The organism is Candidatus Pantoea bituminis (assembly GCF_018842675.1).
GTDB classification, from domain to species: Bacteria; Pseudomonadota; Gammaproteobacteria; order Enterobacterales; family Enterobacteriaceae; genus Pantoea; species Pantoea phytostimulans.
In genome coordinates this window covers 2,905,792-2,919,484 of record NZ_JAGTWO010000004.1, presented here as the reverse complement: position 1 = coordinate 2,919,484, position 13,693 = coordinate 2,905,792, and the positions used below count along the sequence as shown (strand labels likewise).

The following is a 13,693-nucleotide window of genomic DNA, read 5'->3' as shown; positions in this document are numbered from 1 at the left end:
TTCGATACTTAAATCGCCTTCCGCTGCTTTGATTTACCTTAACGAGCCGCTTCCAGCACGTTGAAGATCACGTCTGATAATTCATTCAGCTCGAACTTGGCCACATAACCGTCTGCGCCAACTTTGCGCACGTGATCTTCATTGGCGCTGCCGGAAAGTGAAGAGTGAATCACTACCGGAAGATGCTTGAGGATTGGGTCACGTTTGATGTTACGCGTCAGGGTGAAGCCATCCATTTCAGGCATTTCAAGGTCGGTCAGCACCAGCGCGATTTTATCGTGGATCGATTCCCCTGCCGCTTGCGCCTCTTGACTCATCTGCTTGATTTTTTCCCATGCATCCAGACCGGTGTTGTACATCAGCGCCGGAATGCCCATGCTTTTCAGCCCTTGTTCCAGCAGCTGGCGCGCCACTTTAGAATCTTCAGCAACAATCGCCACTGCACCTGGCTGATATTTGAATGCACGCGGTCTGGCGGCTTCCGGCTCTACGCCGCGCACTGACGGAATGATGTCATACAAAATTTGCTCAACATCCAGCACCATCGCCAGATTATTGCTTTGCTTGTCATTATCCAGCGAGGCGATACTGGTGATATTGCGTCCGCCGATACCCGCTTCGGCGGTATGCACTTGACTCCAGTCGAGACGCACGATGTTATCGACTGACTCCACGGCAAACGCTTGCGTATTACGCGCATATTCCGTCACCAGCAGCAGATTCAGTCCCGTTTCCGGTACGCAACCCGCTACCGCAGGTAAATCGATAACCGGAATAAACTGACCGCGAATACTGGCCATGCCAAGCAGCGGCGATTTCATGCCTGCTGCTTTGGTAATTGTCGGCATCGGTACGATTTCGCGCAGCTTAAAAACGTTAATCCCGAACAGCTCGGATTTTCCTTTTAGCTGATCTGAGCCTAAGCGAAACAGCAGCAGCTCAAATTTATTCGATAACGCGAGGTTCGCTCTCTCATCTATCTCTTTTTGAAAATTATCCATTGTTGCCTCTGCATCAGCGCAGGTAAGGAAAGGGGTGTGATGAAGTTATCGGCAGCGACGTAAAAAAGGTGAGGGCAAGAGAGGCGAAATAAAACGCGGTCTGATAATTGTGCCAGGATTAACAGTGAATTGAAAAAATGGATAACCTTTCTGAATAAGGAGCGCGTAATGAAAAAGTCATTTTAACGACACTGTTAGTTATGTTGAGTTCGGGTGTTTACGCTGAAAAGGGCGGCTTTGAGGGCGGCGAAGCGCCACAACCTCAATCGAAGCAGGATGCAGGTTATAAAGGTTCTGAGGATACCGGGCAGACGCACATCAATCAGATTCGTGATTTTCGGCAGGACGGTTACGTCACGCTTGAGGGTTATATTCTGAAGAAAGAGCAGGGCGATAACTATCAGTTCCGCGACAGCACCGGAACCATCACTATTGTGGCACCGGAAAAAGCGTTCAAAGGTAAGAAGTTTGCTGCGGACGATCAGGTTCGCATCAGCGGTAGAGTGCACGGTAAAGGTGAAAACACCACATTGCACGCCACAGAAATTGAAGAACCTTAACAGTGATTGGGCGAGGTTTCGCCTCGCCCAGCATGCCTGGATGCGTTAGTAAATCAATCTTTCAACAGGATCGCGCGGCAGGCTTTGCCTTTGATTTTGCCTTGCTTGAGTTTGACCAATGCCGATTTCGCCTGAGCCGCTTCAATAGCGACATAAGCGTGCGTTGGGGTCAGATCGATCTTACCAATTTGGTCAGCGCGGTAGCCCGCTTCACCCGTTAATGCCCCCAGTATATCTCCCGGACGAATTTTGGCTTTGCGGCCGCCATCAATGCACAACGTCATCATTGCGGCGGGTAACGCTTTGCTGCTGCCTTTTTCAGCGTGCTGGCAGAGACCCACGGCAGCGACTTCTGTAAAAAATCTTCCAGCGCGTGCGCGCGAGCCATTTCATCGGCGGCGACAAAACTCACAGCAGCACCTTCTTCACCCGCACGTGCGGTACGGCCAATGCGGTGTAAATGCACTTCGGGATCCCACGCCAGTTGGTAATTCACTACCAGCGCCAGCGACTTAATATCCAGGCCACGCGCTGCTACGTCAGTAGCAACCAACACGCGTCCGCTGCCGTTGGAGAAGCGGATGAGTACGCGTTCACGGTCACGCTGTTCCAGATCGCCATGCAGCGGCAAGGCGCTGATGTCACGATCGTTAAGGGCTGCCGCAACATCATCGCATTCGCGTTTGGTGTTACAAAAGACCACACAGGATGAGGGCTGGCGTTCGCTGAGTAGCGCAATCAGCAGTGATAGCTTTTCGTTGTGGCTGGCTTCAATAAGTTGTTGATCAATGGTGGGCAGTTCACTGACTTCTTCCGTTACCACGCTCAGAGCATCGCGCTGAAACCGGGTGCTGATAGCAGCGATACCTTCAGGCCAGGTCGCAGAGAACAGCAGCGTTTGACGCGATGCTGGTGTAGCTTTAATGATGGTTTCCATATCATCACGGAAACCCATTTCCAGCATACGATCCGCTTCATCCAACACCAGCGTGCGCAGATTCTCAAGCTTTAACGTTTCACGTTTGAGGTGATCAAGAATACGGCCCGGCGTGCCGACCACAATATGCGGAGCGTGAATCAATGAATCGCGCTGAGCGCTCATCGGCTGACCACCGCACAGCGTCAAAATTTTGATATTACGCGTGAAGCGCGCCAGTTGACGCAACACATTGCTAACCTGATCCGCTAATTCACGCGTTGGGCACAGAATCAGCGCCTGCGTCTGGAACTGTGCGCTGTCGATATGTTGTAGCAAACCAATGCCAAAGGCTGCGGTTTTACCGCTGCCGGTTTTCGCCTGCGCACGCACGTCGCGACCCTGCAAAATGGCGGGCAGCGTGGCGGCCTGAACCGGCGTCATGCTGGTGTAGCCCATCTCGCGCAGGTTATCGAGTTGGCTTTCGGGAAGCGAATTGAGGGTTGAAAAAGCAGTCACGGCGCGGCCTCTGAGGCTAAAAAAGTAGGGCATTATTGCGCGCGCAAGTCTGGCAGAAAGCGCGTCCAACAGCAACGGCAACCTCGTAGGTTAAGGCTGTGAATCTTTTGACGTGCGGGGCATTAGGAATAACCTGAAGTTTTTCGAAAATGGTTGGTAAATTTTAATCAGTTAAGCGTTAAATTTCGATAATGGTCTGGAGCGAAGAAAAAATAAGGCCATAAATAACTTTATAAGACGCCGATTTAAAAAGTTTATTCCTATGTTAATCAGATAAATCCTTTTTATTTACTCCAGTAATACAATTAATCATTAAAAAATTACCCTTAAGTTGCCGATAAAAATCTTAAGACAATTGCTTTATATTTAGCGCGCCATACATCTATTACAACGACCGTTAGAGGGTTTTTCATTGAGTAATAGTCTCCAGGGATCACATGAAGATGTACTTAAAATAGTGGGCCGCGCCGTGTTGACGCTGCACGTTCATGGGGAAAGCTTATCAGCTGATAAGATTGCCTCAATGATCGGCTGTTATGCGGAAGATGAGCCCTGTGATCAGGAAGATCGTCGTTTATATGCGTTGGCAATGGAATTAATGTCAAAAGGTTGCAAAGCAAAAAGCGTGTAACGCAGCTGCTTTGTCTGTCTGATTAAAGCCTCCTGCGGGAGGCTTTGTCATTTTTACCCGTCATACCCGTCATACTTCGCGCTGCAGCTGCGTTGGCTGCACGTGTTCACCCCGGTCACTTACCGGCGTAAGCTCCCGGGGACTCACACGCTTGCCGCCTTGCTGCAACACGAATTATTTTGGGTAACGGAGCGTCATGCTTCGCGCTGCAGCTGCGTTGGCTGCACGTGCTCACCCCGGTCACTTACCGGCGTAAGCTCCCGGGGACTCACACGCTTGCCGCCTTGCTGCAACACGAATTATTTAGGGTAACGGAGCGTCATACTTCGCGCTGCAGCTGCGTTGGCTGCACGTGCTCACCCCGGTCACTTACCGGTGTAAGCTCCCGGGGACTCACATGCTTGCCGCAACACGAATTATTTAGGGTATCTGCTCGTCATACCCGTCATCTTTCGCGTTGTAACTGCGTTGAGCATTGGAACAGTTAAACGTGTTGCAGTGCGAATACCGCTTTGCCGCGTGATAAGGTGGCAACCACTGGCGAGATGCGCGCAACGGCTTCAGCTGAGCAGCTCGCGGCAACTATCATCATATTGGCGTCATCACCTTGCTGTGGCCATTGACGTTGACCTTCTGCTGACAACGGCAGCAAATCATTGGTCGCAATCGCCAGCGCACGCGTCAGTGAAAACTCATCCGAACCACGATAGAGCTGCGCATAGAGATTGGCTTTTTCCAACATACTGCCGGTGCCAAACGGCGACCAGTGATCGACCACGCTGTCGGTGCCGGTCATCACCTTAACACCCGCTGTCTGCAACTGCGGAATCGGCATGGTCAGCTTGCCAATCGGCAGCGTCGACGCCACGCTAAATTGCTGCTCAACCAACCCTTGAATCATTTTATCCAGCTCAGCGCCTTCCAGCGTCGCCAGCGCAAAGCCGTGACTGATGGTTACTTTGCCTTTCAGCGCCGGGTTCTTTGCCACGGTATCGATCATATAGCGAATCGCCGCAACGCCGGCTGGCGAGGTTTCATGCAGGTGGATATCCACGCCGCGTTGGAAATCGAGCGCGATCTGGAACATCGCATCCAGCGACTTTTCCATCGCGCCATCGACATTCGTCGGATCCAGTCCGCCGACATACTGCACGCCGTGCTGCATCGCTTCACGCATCAATCCATCGACCTGCGAATGCAATAAACCGTGCTGCGGAAATGCCACGATTTCGCAGGGAAATTCAGGGTGCTTCGCCAGCGCGGTTTGGAGATGTTCCAGGCTTTTCAGACCGCTGACCGGGTCGATATTGCAATGACTGCGTGCCTGAGTCGAACCCTTGGATTGCAACAAGGCAATCAGACTTTCTGCTCGCGCGACTGAAGTGGGCAGTAACTGCGGGATCAACACCTGCTCACGGGCAATCATATCCATGATGGTTTTGCCCTGACGTGGACGCGGTGCCTGCCACGGGCCGCCATAAAATGTTTTATCGAGATGGATATGCATATCGTGAGTGGAGGGCAGCAACAGCGCACCTTGCGCATCCCAGGCCGTCAGTGAAGCGTCACCCTGACCGGCTGGGTGTAACTGATCAAATTTACCATCACGGATGCTGATGTCATACAGCCCAGTTTTAGTCGCAACGATCTCTTCGCCTTCACGCTCAAAGCCTTCTTCAAGGCGAACATTCCGCAGTAAATAGTGATCGGTACTGGGCAAAGGAGCTGGCGAGTGAGATGTCGTATTGGCGGCAAAACTGGTCTGGCTCATGCCAGCAGCCAGCAAACTCCTGCGGCTGCCCAGCGTGCGCCGTTACCAAGAAATTCACGACGGCTTGAAGAAGGGGAAATAGTCATCAGAGGCTCCTGCAAAAAGAGAGTCTTAATCTGACAAAAGCTGGCGGTGGCCGCTGCGCTATTTTCCACTGCTGGCTATTTGAAAAATCACTGCCAGCTCAGCTGGCCGAAATCGACCAAAGCCTGCGCCAGTTGATACTGCAAATTCTCTTCGGGATGACGGCAAAACAGCGCCAGCTCAAAAATATCGATCTCCGGCAAACCCTGTTCGCGCCCTAGCACCCGATGTTCGGGTAAGCGACAGCTGGCGGGCAACAGGGTTAACCCCAAGCCTTGTGCGCTCGCTGCCGCCAAAGCAACCAGACTCGCGCTGCTATAACCAATACGCCAACTGCGGTCCATCGCATCCAGCGTCTGGCACATCTCTTCACGGTACAAACCCTGCTGAGGAAACAGCACCAGCGGTACTGGCGTTTGTTCAAAACAGGGATAGGCGGCGCTGTCGAGCCAGAGCAAGGGTTCCGGGCGCGCCGCCAGTGGACGTTCGCCGTAAGGCTGTTTGATCAGCATGATGTCCAGCTCCTCACGCTGCCATGCACGGCGCAATTCAACGTGCATGCCGCTCATCACATCGAGCCGTAAATGCGGATGTTGACGACTGAAAGCGGCTAGCAATCCTGCGGTAGGTGCGGCAAAATCTTCCGGCACACCAAGACGTAGCACGCCGTCACGCCATTTGTCGCTTAATACGTCATGCGCTTCGCCGTTCAGCGCAATGATGCGCCGGGCATAGCCCAGCAGCTTTTCACCTTCTTCGGTAATCTGCACCTGATGCGAAGAGCGTTCTAGCAACGCTTTACCTACCATTTCTTCCAGCCGCCGCACTTGCTGACTCACAGTGGATTGCGACAAATGCACACGATCGGCAGCGCGGGTAAAGCTGGTGGTTTCGCAAACGGCAACAAAACTTAACAACTGTTGAGGCGTAAACATCGGCTGTCGATTCATTTTCCCACTATCAATTAGAGCAATATTTAATTTCCAAATAGTAACCAGCGCTGTCAGGCTGGCAATCTTTAATTATTTGAGTTGTGGATGAAACGACAGACAGAAATGATGATGCTTATCGCGTTGGTATTGGCGGGCCTGAATATGCGCCCTTTAATGACCTCGGTGAGTCCGTTGCTCGGCCAGTTACGTCAGACCATTGGGCTGACGCCATTAGCCGCGTCTTTGCTGCCCGCTATACCCATGATGATGATGGGAGCGATTGCGCTGTTAAGCGCGCCCTTAATGCAGCGCATCGCTGTCCGTAAATTGCTGACAGGCGGATTGATGTTACTGAGTTTGGCGACTTTCAGCCGCCTGTTTATCACTCAGGGCAGTCTATTAGTCTTTAGCACCATTCCGGGTGGATTAGGCATTGGTGTGGTGCAAATGGCGATGCCGGGATTGATTCGCCAGCGCTTTGGTGAGCGCAGCGCAGCGATTACGGGTTTATGGGCTGGAGCGTTGATGGGCGGTGGCGGCCTGGCTGCCGCCTTAACGCCGTGGCTGAGCGCACAGATGGGGTGGCAAGGTGCGTTAAGCAGTTGGGCGCTACCGACGCTGTGCGCGGTGCTGTTGTGGCTGTTTATTCCCACTGCCGCGCCGGAGAAATCTACGCAGCGGGCAATACCTGCACTGTGGCGCAAAACGCGGGCGTGGACGCTGGCGCTGAGCTTTGGGTTGGTCAATGGCGGGTATGCCATCTGCGTCGCGTGGCTGCCCGATTTCTATCATCAACAGGGCTGGAGCGCGCAGGCGGGCGGCAGCTTGCTTGCTATGATGATCAGTTGTCAGGTGGTCGGGGCATTGTTGCTACCGCTGCTGGCTCGCGGAGCCGATCGTCGGCCATTATTGCTGCTGGCATTGGGCATGCAGTTCTGCGGCATGATGGGATTTCTGTTTGCCCCGCAGGCCGCACCGTGGATCTGGGCAGGCGTAGCGGGATTCGGTCTGGGCGGCGCCTTTCCGTTAGCCTTGGTACTGGCGCTGGATCATCTGTCTCATCCACAGGCGGGGGCACGTCTGGTGGCATTCATGCAAGGCGTGGGATTCATTATCGCAGGTTGTATGCCGTTTATCGCCGGACAGTTGCATACATTAACCCACAGCTTTGCCAGCGTTTGGTTGATGCAAGGTGCGGTGACGCTGCTGTTGATTGTGTTAAACCTCTGTTTCCATCCACGCAGTTATCCGCACGCTTTCCCAGAAAAATAATTTTTTGGTCCTACCAATTAAGCCGAAAAATTTTCCTGCTTCACAGAACAGGAAAATTCACGGCTTTTTTATTGCCTGAAGTTAACAAAACATTAACCATCTGTTGCCAATAAGCCTCAGCATCTTAAATGTGGTCTGACCAAAAAAGATGTTAAAGAGGCTAGCGTGTGCACCCTGCAACCTATGCGCACGATTTTCTGGCTTTCCTCTGGAGATACCCGCATGCAGATGTGGCAACAAAATTATGATCCGCTCGGCAATATTTGGCTATCTAGCCTGGTTGCGCTGATCCCGATTCTGTTTTTCTTTTTCGCGCTGATAAAACTGAAGCTGAAAGGCTATGTCGCCGCGACCATCACCGTGGGTCTGGCGCTGCTGGTGGCGCTGTTTCTTTATCGTATGCCAATCGGGCAAGCGTTGGCGTCGGTGGGATATGGCTTTTTATATGGTCTGTGGCCGATTGCGTGGATCATTGTTGCAGCAGTATTCGTCTACAAAATTTCGGTTAAAACCGGGCAGTTTGACATTATTCGCGCCTCGATCTTATCGATCACGCCAGATCAACGGCTGCAAATGCTGATTGTCGGTTTCTCGTTTGGCGCGTTTTTAGAAGGCGCTGCAGGTTTTGGCGCGCCGGTTGCGATCACCGCTGCGCTACTGGTCGGCCTGGGATTTAATCCGCTGTATGCCGCCGGTTTATGCCTGATCGTTAACACCGCGCCGGTGGCATTTGGCGCGATGGGCATTCCAATTATTGTTGCCGGGCAGGTTACCGGACTGGACAGTTTCGCCATCGGGCAAATGGCCGGCCGCCAATTGCCGTTACTGACCATCATCGTTCTGTTCTGGATCATGGCGATCATGGATGGTTGGCGTGGCGTCAAAGAAACCTGGCCAGCGGTGCTGGTGGCGGGGGATCCTTTGCGATTGCTCAGTTTCTAAGCTCTAATTTCCTTGGCCCGGAACTGCCAGACATCATCTCTTCGCTGGCGTCGCTGGTCTGTTTAACCTTGTTCCTGCGTCGCTGGAAGCCGGTTCGCATCTTTCGTTTTAACGATGTTGGCGCATCGATGGTTGATCAGGATCTGACCCGCAAAAAATACAGCGCTGGGCAGGTGATCCGCGCCTGGATGCCTTTCCTGTTTCTCACCGCGACCGTAACGTTATGGAGCATTCCGCCCTTCAAAGCGCTGTTTGCCAAAGGCGGGGCGCTAGCGGATTGGGTCTTCAGCGTGCCGGTGCCGCTGCTGAATGCGCTGGTGGAACGCATGCCACCGGTAGTGAACAGTGCCACGCCCTATCCGGCAATCTTTAAATTCGACATCATTTCTGCCACCGGCACCGCCATTTTGCTGGCAGCGATTGTGGCGATTGCTTACCTGCGCATGAAGCCGAAAGCGGCTATTCAGACGTTCGGCGAGACCTTAAAAGAGTTGGCGTTACCGATTTACTCGATTGGCATGGTGCTGGCGTTTGCTTTTATCTCCAACTATTCCGGCCTGTCGGCCACGCTGGCCTTAGCGCTGGCGCATACGGGGCAAGCCTTTACCTTTTTCTCACCGTTTTTGGGTTGGTTGGGCGTCTTCCTTACCGGATCGGATACCTCCTCAAATGCGCTATTCGCCGCATTACAAGCCACTACCGCGCAACAGATTGGCGTTTCAGATGTGTTGCTGGTTGCCGCCAACACCACCGGTGGCGTCACCGGGAAGATGATTTCTCCTCAATCGATCGCCATCGCCTGCGCCGCAGTGGGCCTGGTCGGTAAAGAGTCCGATCTGTTCCGCTTTACGGTTAAACACAGCCTCATCTTTACCTGCATGGTAGGCGTCATTACCACGCTGCAGGCTTACATCTTCCCGTGGATGATTCCATGACTGCGAACACGCCGCCGCTGGCGGCCCATCTGGTGGTACGGCTAAAGGCGTATATCAGCGAACATCAGCTGGAACCCGGCATGCGTCTGCCTGCCGAGCGGCAGTTATCTGCCGAACTGGGCGTTTCGCGATCGTCTCTGCGTGAGGCGATCCAGCAGCTGATCAGCAGCGGTATGTTGATCAGCCGACGCGGCGGGGAACCTGGCTGCGTCAGCAGCTTGCGCCGTGGTCGGAACAGCGCATCGTTGCGCCTATTCGCCAGTTACTGGCGGACGATCCCGATTACCGTTATGACATTCTCGAAGCGCGTCACGCGATTGAAGCCAGCACGGCCTGGCATGCGGCATTACGCGCGACCGAATCCGATAAAGAGAAGCTGCAATATGCGTTTGACGCCACGCTCAAAATGACCGAAAGCGACGATCCCGATCTCGCAGCACAAGCTGACGTACGCTTTCACCTGGCGATTGCGGAGGCTTCGCATAACGTGGTGCTGCTACAAACCATGCGCGGCTTTTTTGACTTGTTGCAATCATCGGTGATGCAAAGCCGCCAGCGGATGTATATCCAGCCGGTGATTTTCGCCCGTCTGACTGAACAACATCAGGCCATTCTCAACGCCATTCTCGCCGGTGACGCTGAAGCGGCGCGGCAAGCGGCGATGCAGCATCTCGGCTTTGTTCATACCACGATGAAGGGCCTGCACGAAGATGAAGCGCGGCAGGCTCGCATAACCCGCTTGCCGGGCAACGAATTCAGCAACCGTAAGGAAAACGACTCATGATCATCTCTGCTGCCAGTGACTATCGCGCCGCCGCGCAACGTATTCTGCCGCCGTTCCTGTTTCACTATCTTGATGGCGGCGCTTATGCCGAACACACGCTGCGCCGCAATGTGGACGATCTGGCTGACGTTGCGCTAAGACAGCGCATTTTAAAAAACATGTCTGATCTCAGCCTTGAAACCAAATTGTTTAATGAAACGTTGTCGATGCCGGTCGCGCTGGCACCGGTGGGTTTATGCGGCATGTATGCACGGCGTGGCGAAGTGCAGGCTGCCCGCGCTGCGGCGCTGAAAGGCATTCCCTTTACCTTATCGACCGTTTCCGTCTGCCCCATTGAAGAGGTGGCACCGGCAATTAATCGTCCGATGTGGTTCCAGCTCTATGTGCTGCGCGATCGCGGCTTTATGCGTAACGCGTTGGAGCGAGCCAAAGCTGCAGGTTGTTCCACGCTGGTGTTCACCGTGGATATGCCAACACCGGGCGCACGCTATCGTGATGCGCATTCGGGCATGAGCGGCAACCATGCGGCGCTGCGTCGCTACTGGCAAGCCGTGACGCACCCACAATGGGCGTGGGATGTCGGCATGCAGGGGCGTCCGCACGATCTCGGGAATATTTCTACCTATCTCGGCAAACCCACCGGACTGGAAGATTATATCGGCTGGCTGGCGAACAACTTTGATCCCTCTATTTCATGGAAGGATCTGGAGTGGATTCGTGAATTCTGGGATGGCCCGATGGTGATTAAAGGGATACTTGACCCCGAAGATGCGCGTGATGCGGTGCGCTTTGGCGCGGATGGCATTGTGGTGTCTAACCACGGCGGACGCCAGCTGGATGGCGTGCTCTCCTCGGCGCGTGCGCTGCCTGCTATCGCCGATGCGGTAAAAGGTGACATCGCGATTCTGGCCGATAGCGGCATCCGCAGTGGTCTTGATGTGGTGCGCATGATTGCGTTAGGCGCAGATACCGTACTGCTGGGCCGCGCCTTTATCTATGCGCTGGCAACACACGGACAGCGCGGCGTGGAGAATCTGCTCAACCTGATTGAGAAAGAGATGCGGGTAGCGATGACGCTGACCGGCGCAAAATCGATCGGTGAAATTACCCGCGATTCACTGGTGCAGGCCAATGCGCTGCTCAATGAGCAAGTCATACCTGCTCGCCCGCGTGCGGTGAGCTGATCCGGCGAAATCGAATGTATTGTCTATACTTACCCTCTTTACCAACAGGAGGAATGACATGACCATTCATAAGAAAGGTTCGGCGCATTGGGAAGGCGATATCAAGGGAAAAGGGACAGTAAGCACTGAGAGCGGCGTGCTGAGCCAGCAACCTTATGGTTTCAAAACCCGTTTTGAAGGTGAAAAAGGCACGAATCCAGAAGAGCTAATCGGTGCTGCACACGCAGCGTGTTTCTCTATGGCTTTATCGCTGATGTTAGGCGAAGCAGGTTTTCCGCCGAAAAGCATTGATACCACGGCGGATGTTTCTCTTGATAAGAAAGGTGAAGGTTTTGCGATCACCAAGGTGGCGCTGACCAGCACCATCGAACTGCCAGGCATTGATAACGCAACATTTGATGAAATCATCAATAAAGCTAAAGCGGGCTGCCCAGTTTCACAGGTTCTGAATGCTGAGATTACTCTCGACTACACCCTGAATAACTAAGCCTGTAACGCGGGTCGCCTTTTAACGGCGTGAGCGTTATGCTAAATCAGCGCGGTCCTGATACTGACCGTAACAGATGCGCCTTTGGGCGCATCTTTTGCTTTCTGGCTGAGAGGAAAATAAAGGTGGCGCGATATTTAGCTGCGAAGAAGTATTGGAAAATGGTACTGGTTCTGCTCTGTATCTGCGGTGCGTTAATGCTGATTCGTTGGGCAGCGATGATATGGGCCTAAAATCATGGGCTTGTAACCATAAACTGGGCGTATTAGTGATGGTTGTCTTGCTGCTCGAACTCATTCATTACTTACTGACAGCATCCTGGCTGCCGTGGGAATGGCAGTAATCCTCTCTACACATATTCCGTTTCGCGACGCTTAGTACGGACGTCACTGCGTGCAATGCGATACGCCTTATTGGGATCGCCCGCCACAAATTCAAATGTCGGTGAGTAATAAAAAGGCAGCCAACCGCCGTAGCCGCTTTCCCACTCCCAGCGAACGGGGCACGGCCACAATATGCCGTCATACAAAATGTAATAGACCCAGCGTCCGTTTGGACGACGGGGGCGTGATGTTTTCATGGGATTCACAACGATAATAGTGAACAATAGCTTATATTTTGTACGCTAAAGCGCCACCTTGCAACTTAACGGCTGCGCTTTGTTATTTTTGGCCCTGCATTAACGATGCACTTCACCACAAAGCAGGACCACATTAGGCCGTACTTTATGGATGCGATTTGCCATCTGTTCGCAATCGATTTTTGTTGGATAAATCCGTTCCGATACCGGTAAAGCATCACAGGCATCATGGCCGCAAGCACTGACTAACAATACAAATCCTATCAACATGGCTCGACTCCTTTACACGGTCTGGTGGTCCGGACTGTGGTGCTTAATATCCCTTTTACTGTTCCAGTATAGACAAACGTGTCGACGAGGCATTATCACCCTGAGCGGTGAAAGCGTTAACCTGAGAAATACCAGGCAGGAAGCAGCGCGATAAGATTGTTTAGCGTGTGCAGGAAAATGGGCAGCGCCAGGCTGTTGCTGCGCAGGCGGGCGTAACATAATAACAGCGAAAACAGTGTCAGCGCGATAATGGTTTCCCAGTGAACATACTGAGTGTGCATCATGGCGAACAGCAGTGAAGTCAGCAACATGCAGGCAAAGCGACTGCGTGGTGCCCACAGCAAAAATGCCTGTAACAGAAAACCACGAAACAGGACTTCCTCAAACACCGGTGCTAACAGCACCGCCGTTAGCAACAAAATCAGCAGCGAATTACGTCCTTGCTGCGCCTGCTCAACCAGCCAACCTTCCGGCTGCAAAAATTGGGTTTGCGCCGCCATTAAAATAAACAGTACGCCAATAAACAGCAGCGTTTGCAGCGGACGTAATTCGCCCAGCGGCAGGTCGCTACGACGCTGGCAATAGAAGCGATAAAGCGGATAGATCACGGCAAATTCAAACAGGCAGAGCACCGGCACCAATAAGCCGTCATTACGCAGCACGCCATAGTTAGGAAACAGCGTGATAAGCATAGTCACGAGGTAATAGACCACAAAGCTGCCGACGTAAAACAGCGTCAGCGCCACTCTGTCGGAATTGGTGTTCATAAGCGACCCAGCCAGCGAAGGTTAGCGCATAGTAACAACGCGCCTGATCGCTGTCGAG

General features: G+C 53.1%; 11 protein-coding genes and 4 pseudogenes. 8 read left to right on the top strand and 7 right to left on the bottom strand.

Annotation, left to right across the window (positions count from 1 at the left end; genetic code table 11):
- Nucleotides 1–38: 38 nt before the first annotated feature.
- Complete coding sequence (locus tag KQP84_RS17615) at nt 39–1,001, bottom strand: chemotaxis protein (protein ID WP_215847504.1); 963 nt, start codon at nt 999–1,001, stop codon at nt 39–41.
- Nucleotides 1,002–1,180: 179 nt separating this feature from the next.
- On the opposite strand from KQP84_RS17615, the gene KQP84_RS17610 reads away from it, so the two are divergent.
- Nucleotides 1,181–1,561 (top strand): YgiW/YdeI family stress tolerance OB fold protein, encoded by a 381-nt coding sequence (locus KQP84_RS17610; RefSeq protein ID WP_309140183.1) that lies wholly within the window; start codon nt 1,181–1,183, stop codon nt 1,559–1,561.
- A gap of 53 nt (nt 1,562–1,614) precedes the next feature.
- On the opposite strand, the pseudogene dbpA reads toward KQP84_RS17610, so the two are convergent.
- Nucleotides 1,615–3,029, bottom strand: a pseudogene (dbpA, locus tag KQP84_RS17605) (ATP-dependent RNA helicase DbpA).
- Between the two features lie 379 nt (nt 3,030–3,408).
- On the opposite strand from dbpA, the gene KQP84_RS17600 reads away from it, so the two are divergent.
- Entirely contained in the window at nt 3,409–3,627 is a 219-nt protein-coding gene (locus KQP84_RS17600) for a hypothetical protein (protein ID WP_215847502.1), read from the top strand.
- Between the two features lie 484 nt (nt 3,628–4,111).
- Here the strand turns inward: KQP84_RS17600 and KQP84_RS17595 are convergent.
- Nucleotides 4,112–5,484: pseudogene (locus tag KQP84_RS17595) on the bottom strand (amidohydrolase).
- Between the two features lie 87 nt (nt 5,485–5,571).
- The gene (locus KQP84_RS17590; protein WP_215847501.1) at nt 5,572–6,432 is read right to left on the bottom strand and encodes a LysR family transcriptional regulator; all 861 of its coding nucleotides are present in this window, start codon (nt 6,430–6,432) and stop codon (nt 5,572–5,574) included.
- 87 nt (nt 6,433–6,519) lie between these two features.
- On the opposite strand from KQP84_RS17590, the gene KQP84_RS17585 reads away from it, so the two are divergent.
- The 6 genes and pseudogenes from KQP84_RS17585 (at nt 6,520) to yniD (ending at nt 12,251) form a co-directional block, all read left to right on the top strand.
- On the top strand, nt 6,520–7,686 hold the full coding sequence (locus KQP84_RS17585; protein ID WP_215847500.1) for a cyanate transporter: 1,167 nt from the start codon (nt 6,520–6,522) through the stop codon (nt 7,684–7,686).
- 222 nt (nt 7,687–7,908) lie between these two features.
- Nucleotides 7,909–9,563 (top strand): annotated as a pseudogene (gene lldP / locus KQP84_RS17580) (L-lactate permease).
- Nucleotides 9,560–10,347, top strand: a pseudogene (gene lldR, locus KQP84_RS17575) (transcriptional regulator LldR). The pseudogenes lldP and lldR overlap by 4 nt, the downstream one beginning before the upstream one ends.
- Nucleotides 10,344–11,531, top strand: a complete 1,188-nt coding sequence (gene lldD / locus KQP84_RS17570; RefSeq protein ID WP_215847499.1) for an FMN-dependent L-lactate dehydrogenase LldD — start codon at nt 10,344–10,346, stop codon at nt 11,529–11,531. The pseudogene lldR and the gene lldD overlap by 4 nt, the downstream one beginning before the upstream one ends.
- 58 nt (nt 11,532–11,589) lie before the next feature.
- The gene (locus KQP84_RS17565; protein WP_215847498.1) at nt 11,590–12,018 is read left to right on the top strand and encodes an OsmC family protein; all 429 of its coding nucleotides are present in this window, start codon (nt 11,590–11,592) and stop codon (nt 12,016–12,018) included.
- A 125-nt stretch (nt 12,019–12,143) separates the two neighbouring features.
- Entirely contained in the window at nt 12,144–12,251 is a 108-nt protein-coding gene (gene yniD, locus KQP84_RS25485; protein WP_243078445.1) for a small membrane protein YniD, read from the top strand.
- A gap of 116 nt (nt 12,252–12,367) precedes the next feature.
- Here the strand turns inward: yniD and KQP84_RS17560 are convergent, their stop codons facing one another.
- From KQP84_RS17560 to KQP84_RS17550, 3 genes are all read right to left on the bottom strand, one after another.
- On the bottom strand, nt 12,368–12,598 hold the full coding sequence (locus KQP84_RS17560) for a hypothetical protein (protein ID WP_215847497.1): 231 nt from the start codon (nt 12,596–12,598) through the stop codon (nt 12,368–12,370).
- A 99-nt stretch (nt 12,599–12,697) separates the two neighbouring features.
- The gene (locus tag KQP84_RS17555; RefSeq protein WP_215847496.1) at nt 12,698–12,868 is read right to left on the bottom strand and encodes a hypothetical protein; all 171 of its coding nucleotides are present in this window, start codon (nt 12,866–12,868) and stop codon (nt 12,698–12,700) included.
- Between the two features lie 116 nt (nt 12,869–12,984).
- Nucleotides 12,985–13,635, bottom strand: a complete 651-nt coding sequence (locus KQP84_RS17550; RefSeq protein WP_215847495.1) for a CPBP family intramembrane glutamic endopeptidase — start codon at nt 13,633–13,635, stop codon at nt 12,985–12,987.
- Nucleotides 13,636–13,693: the final 58 nt, after the last annotated feature.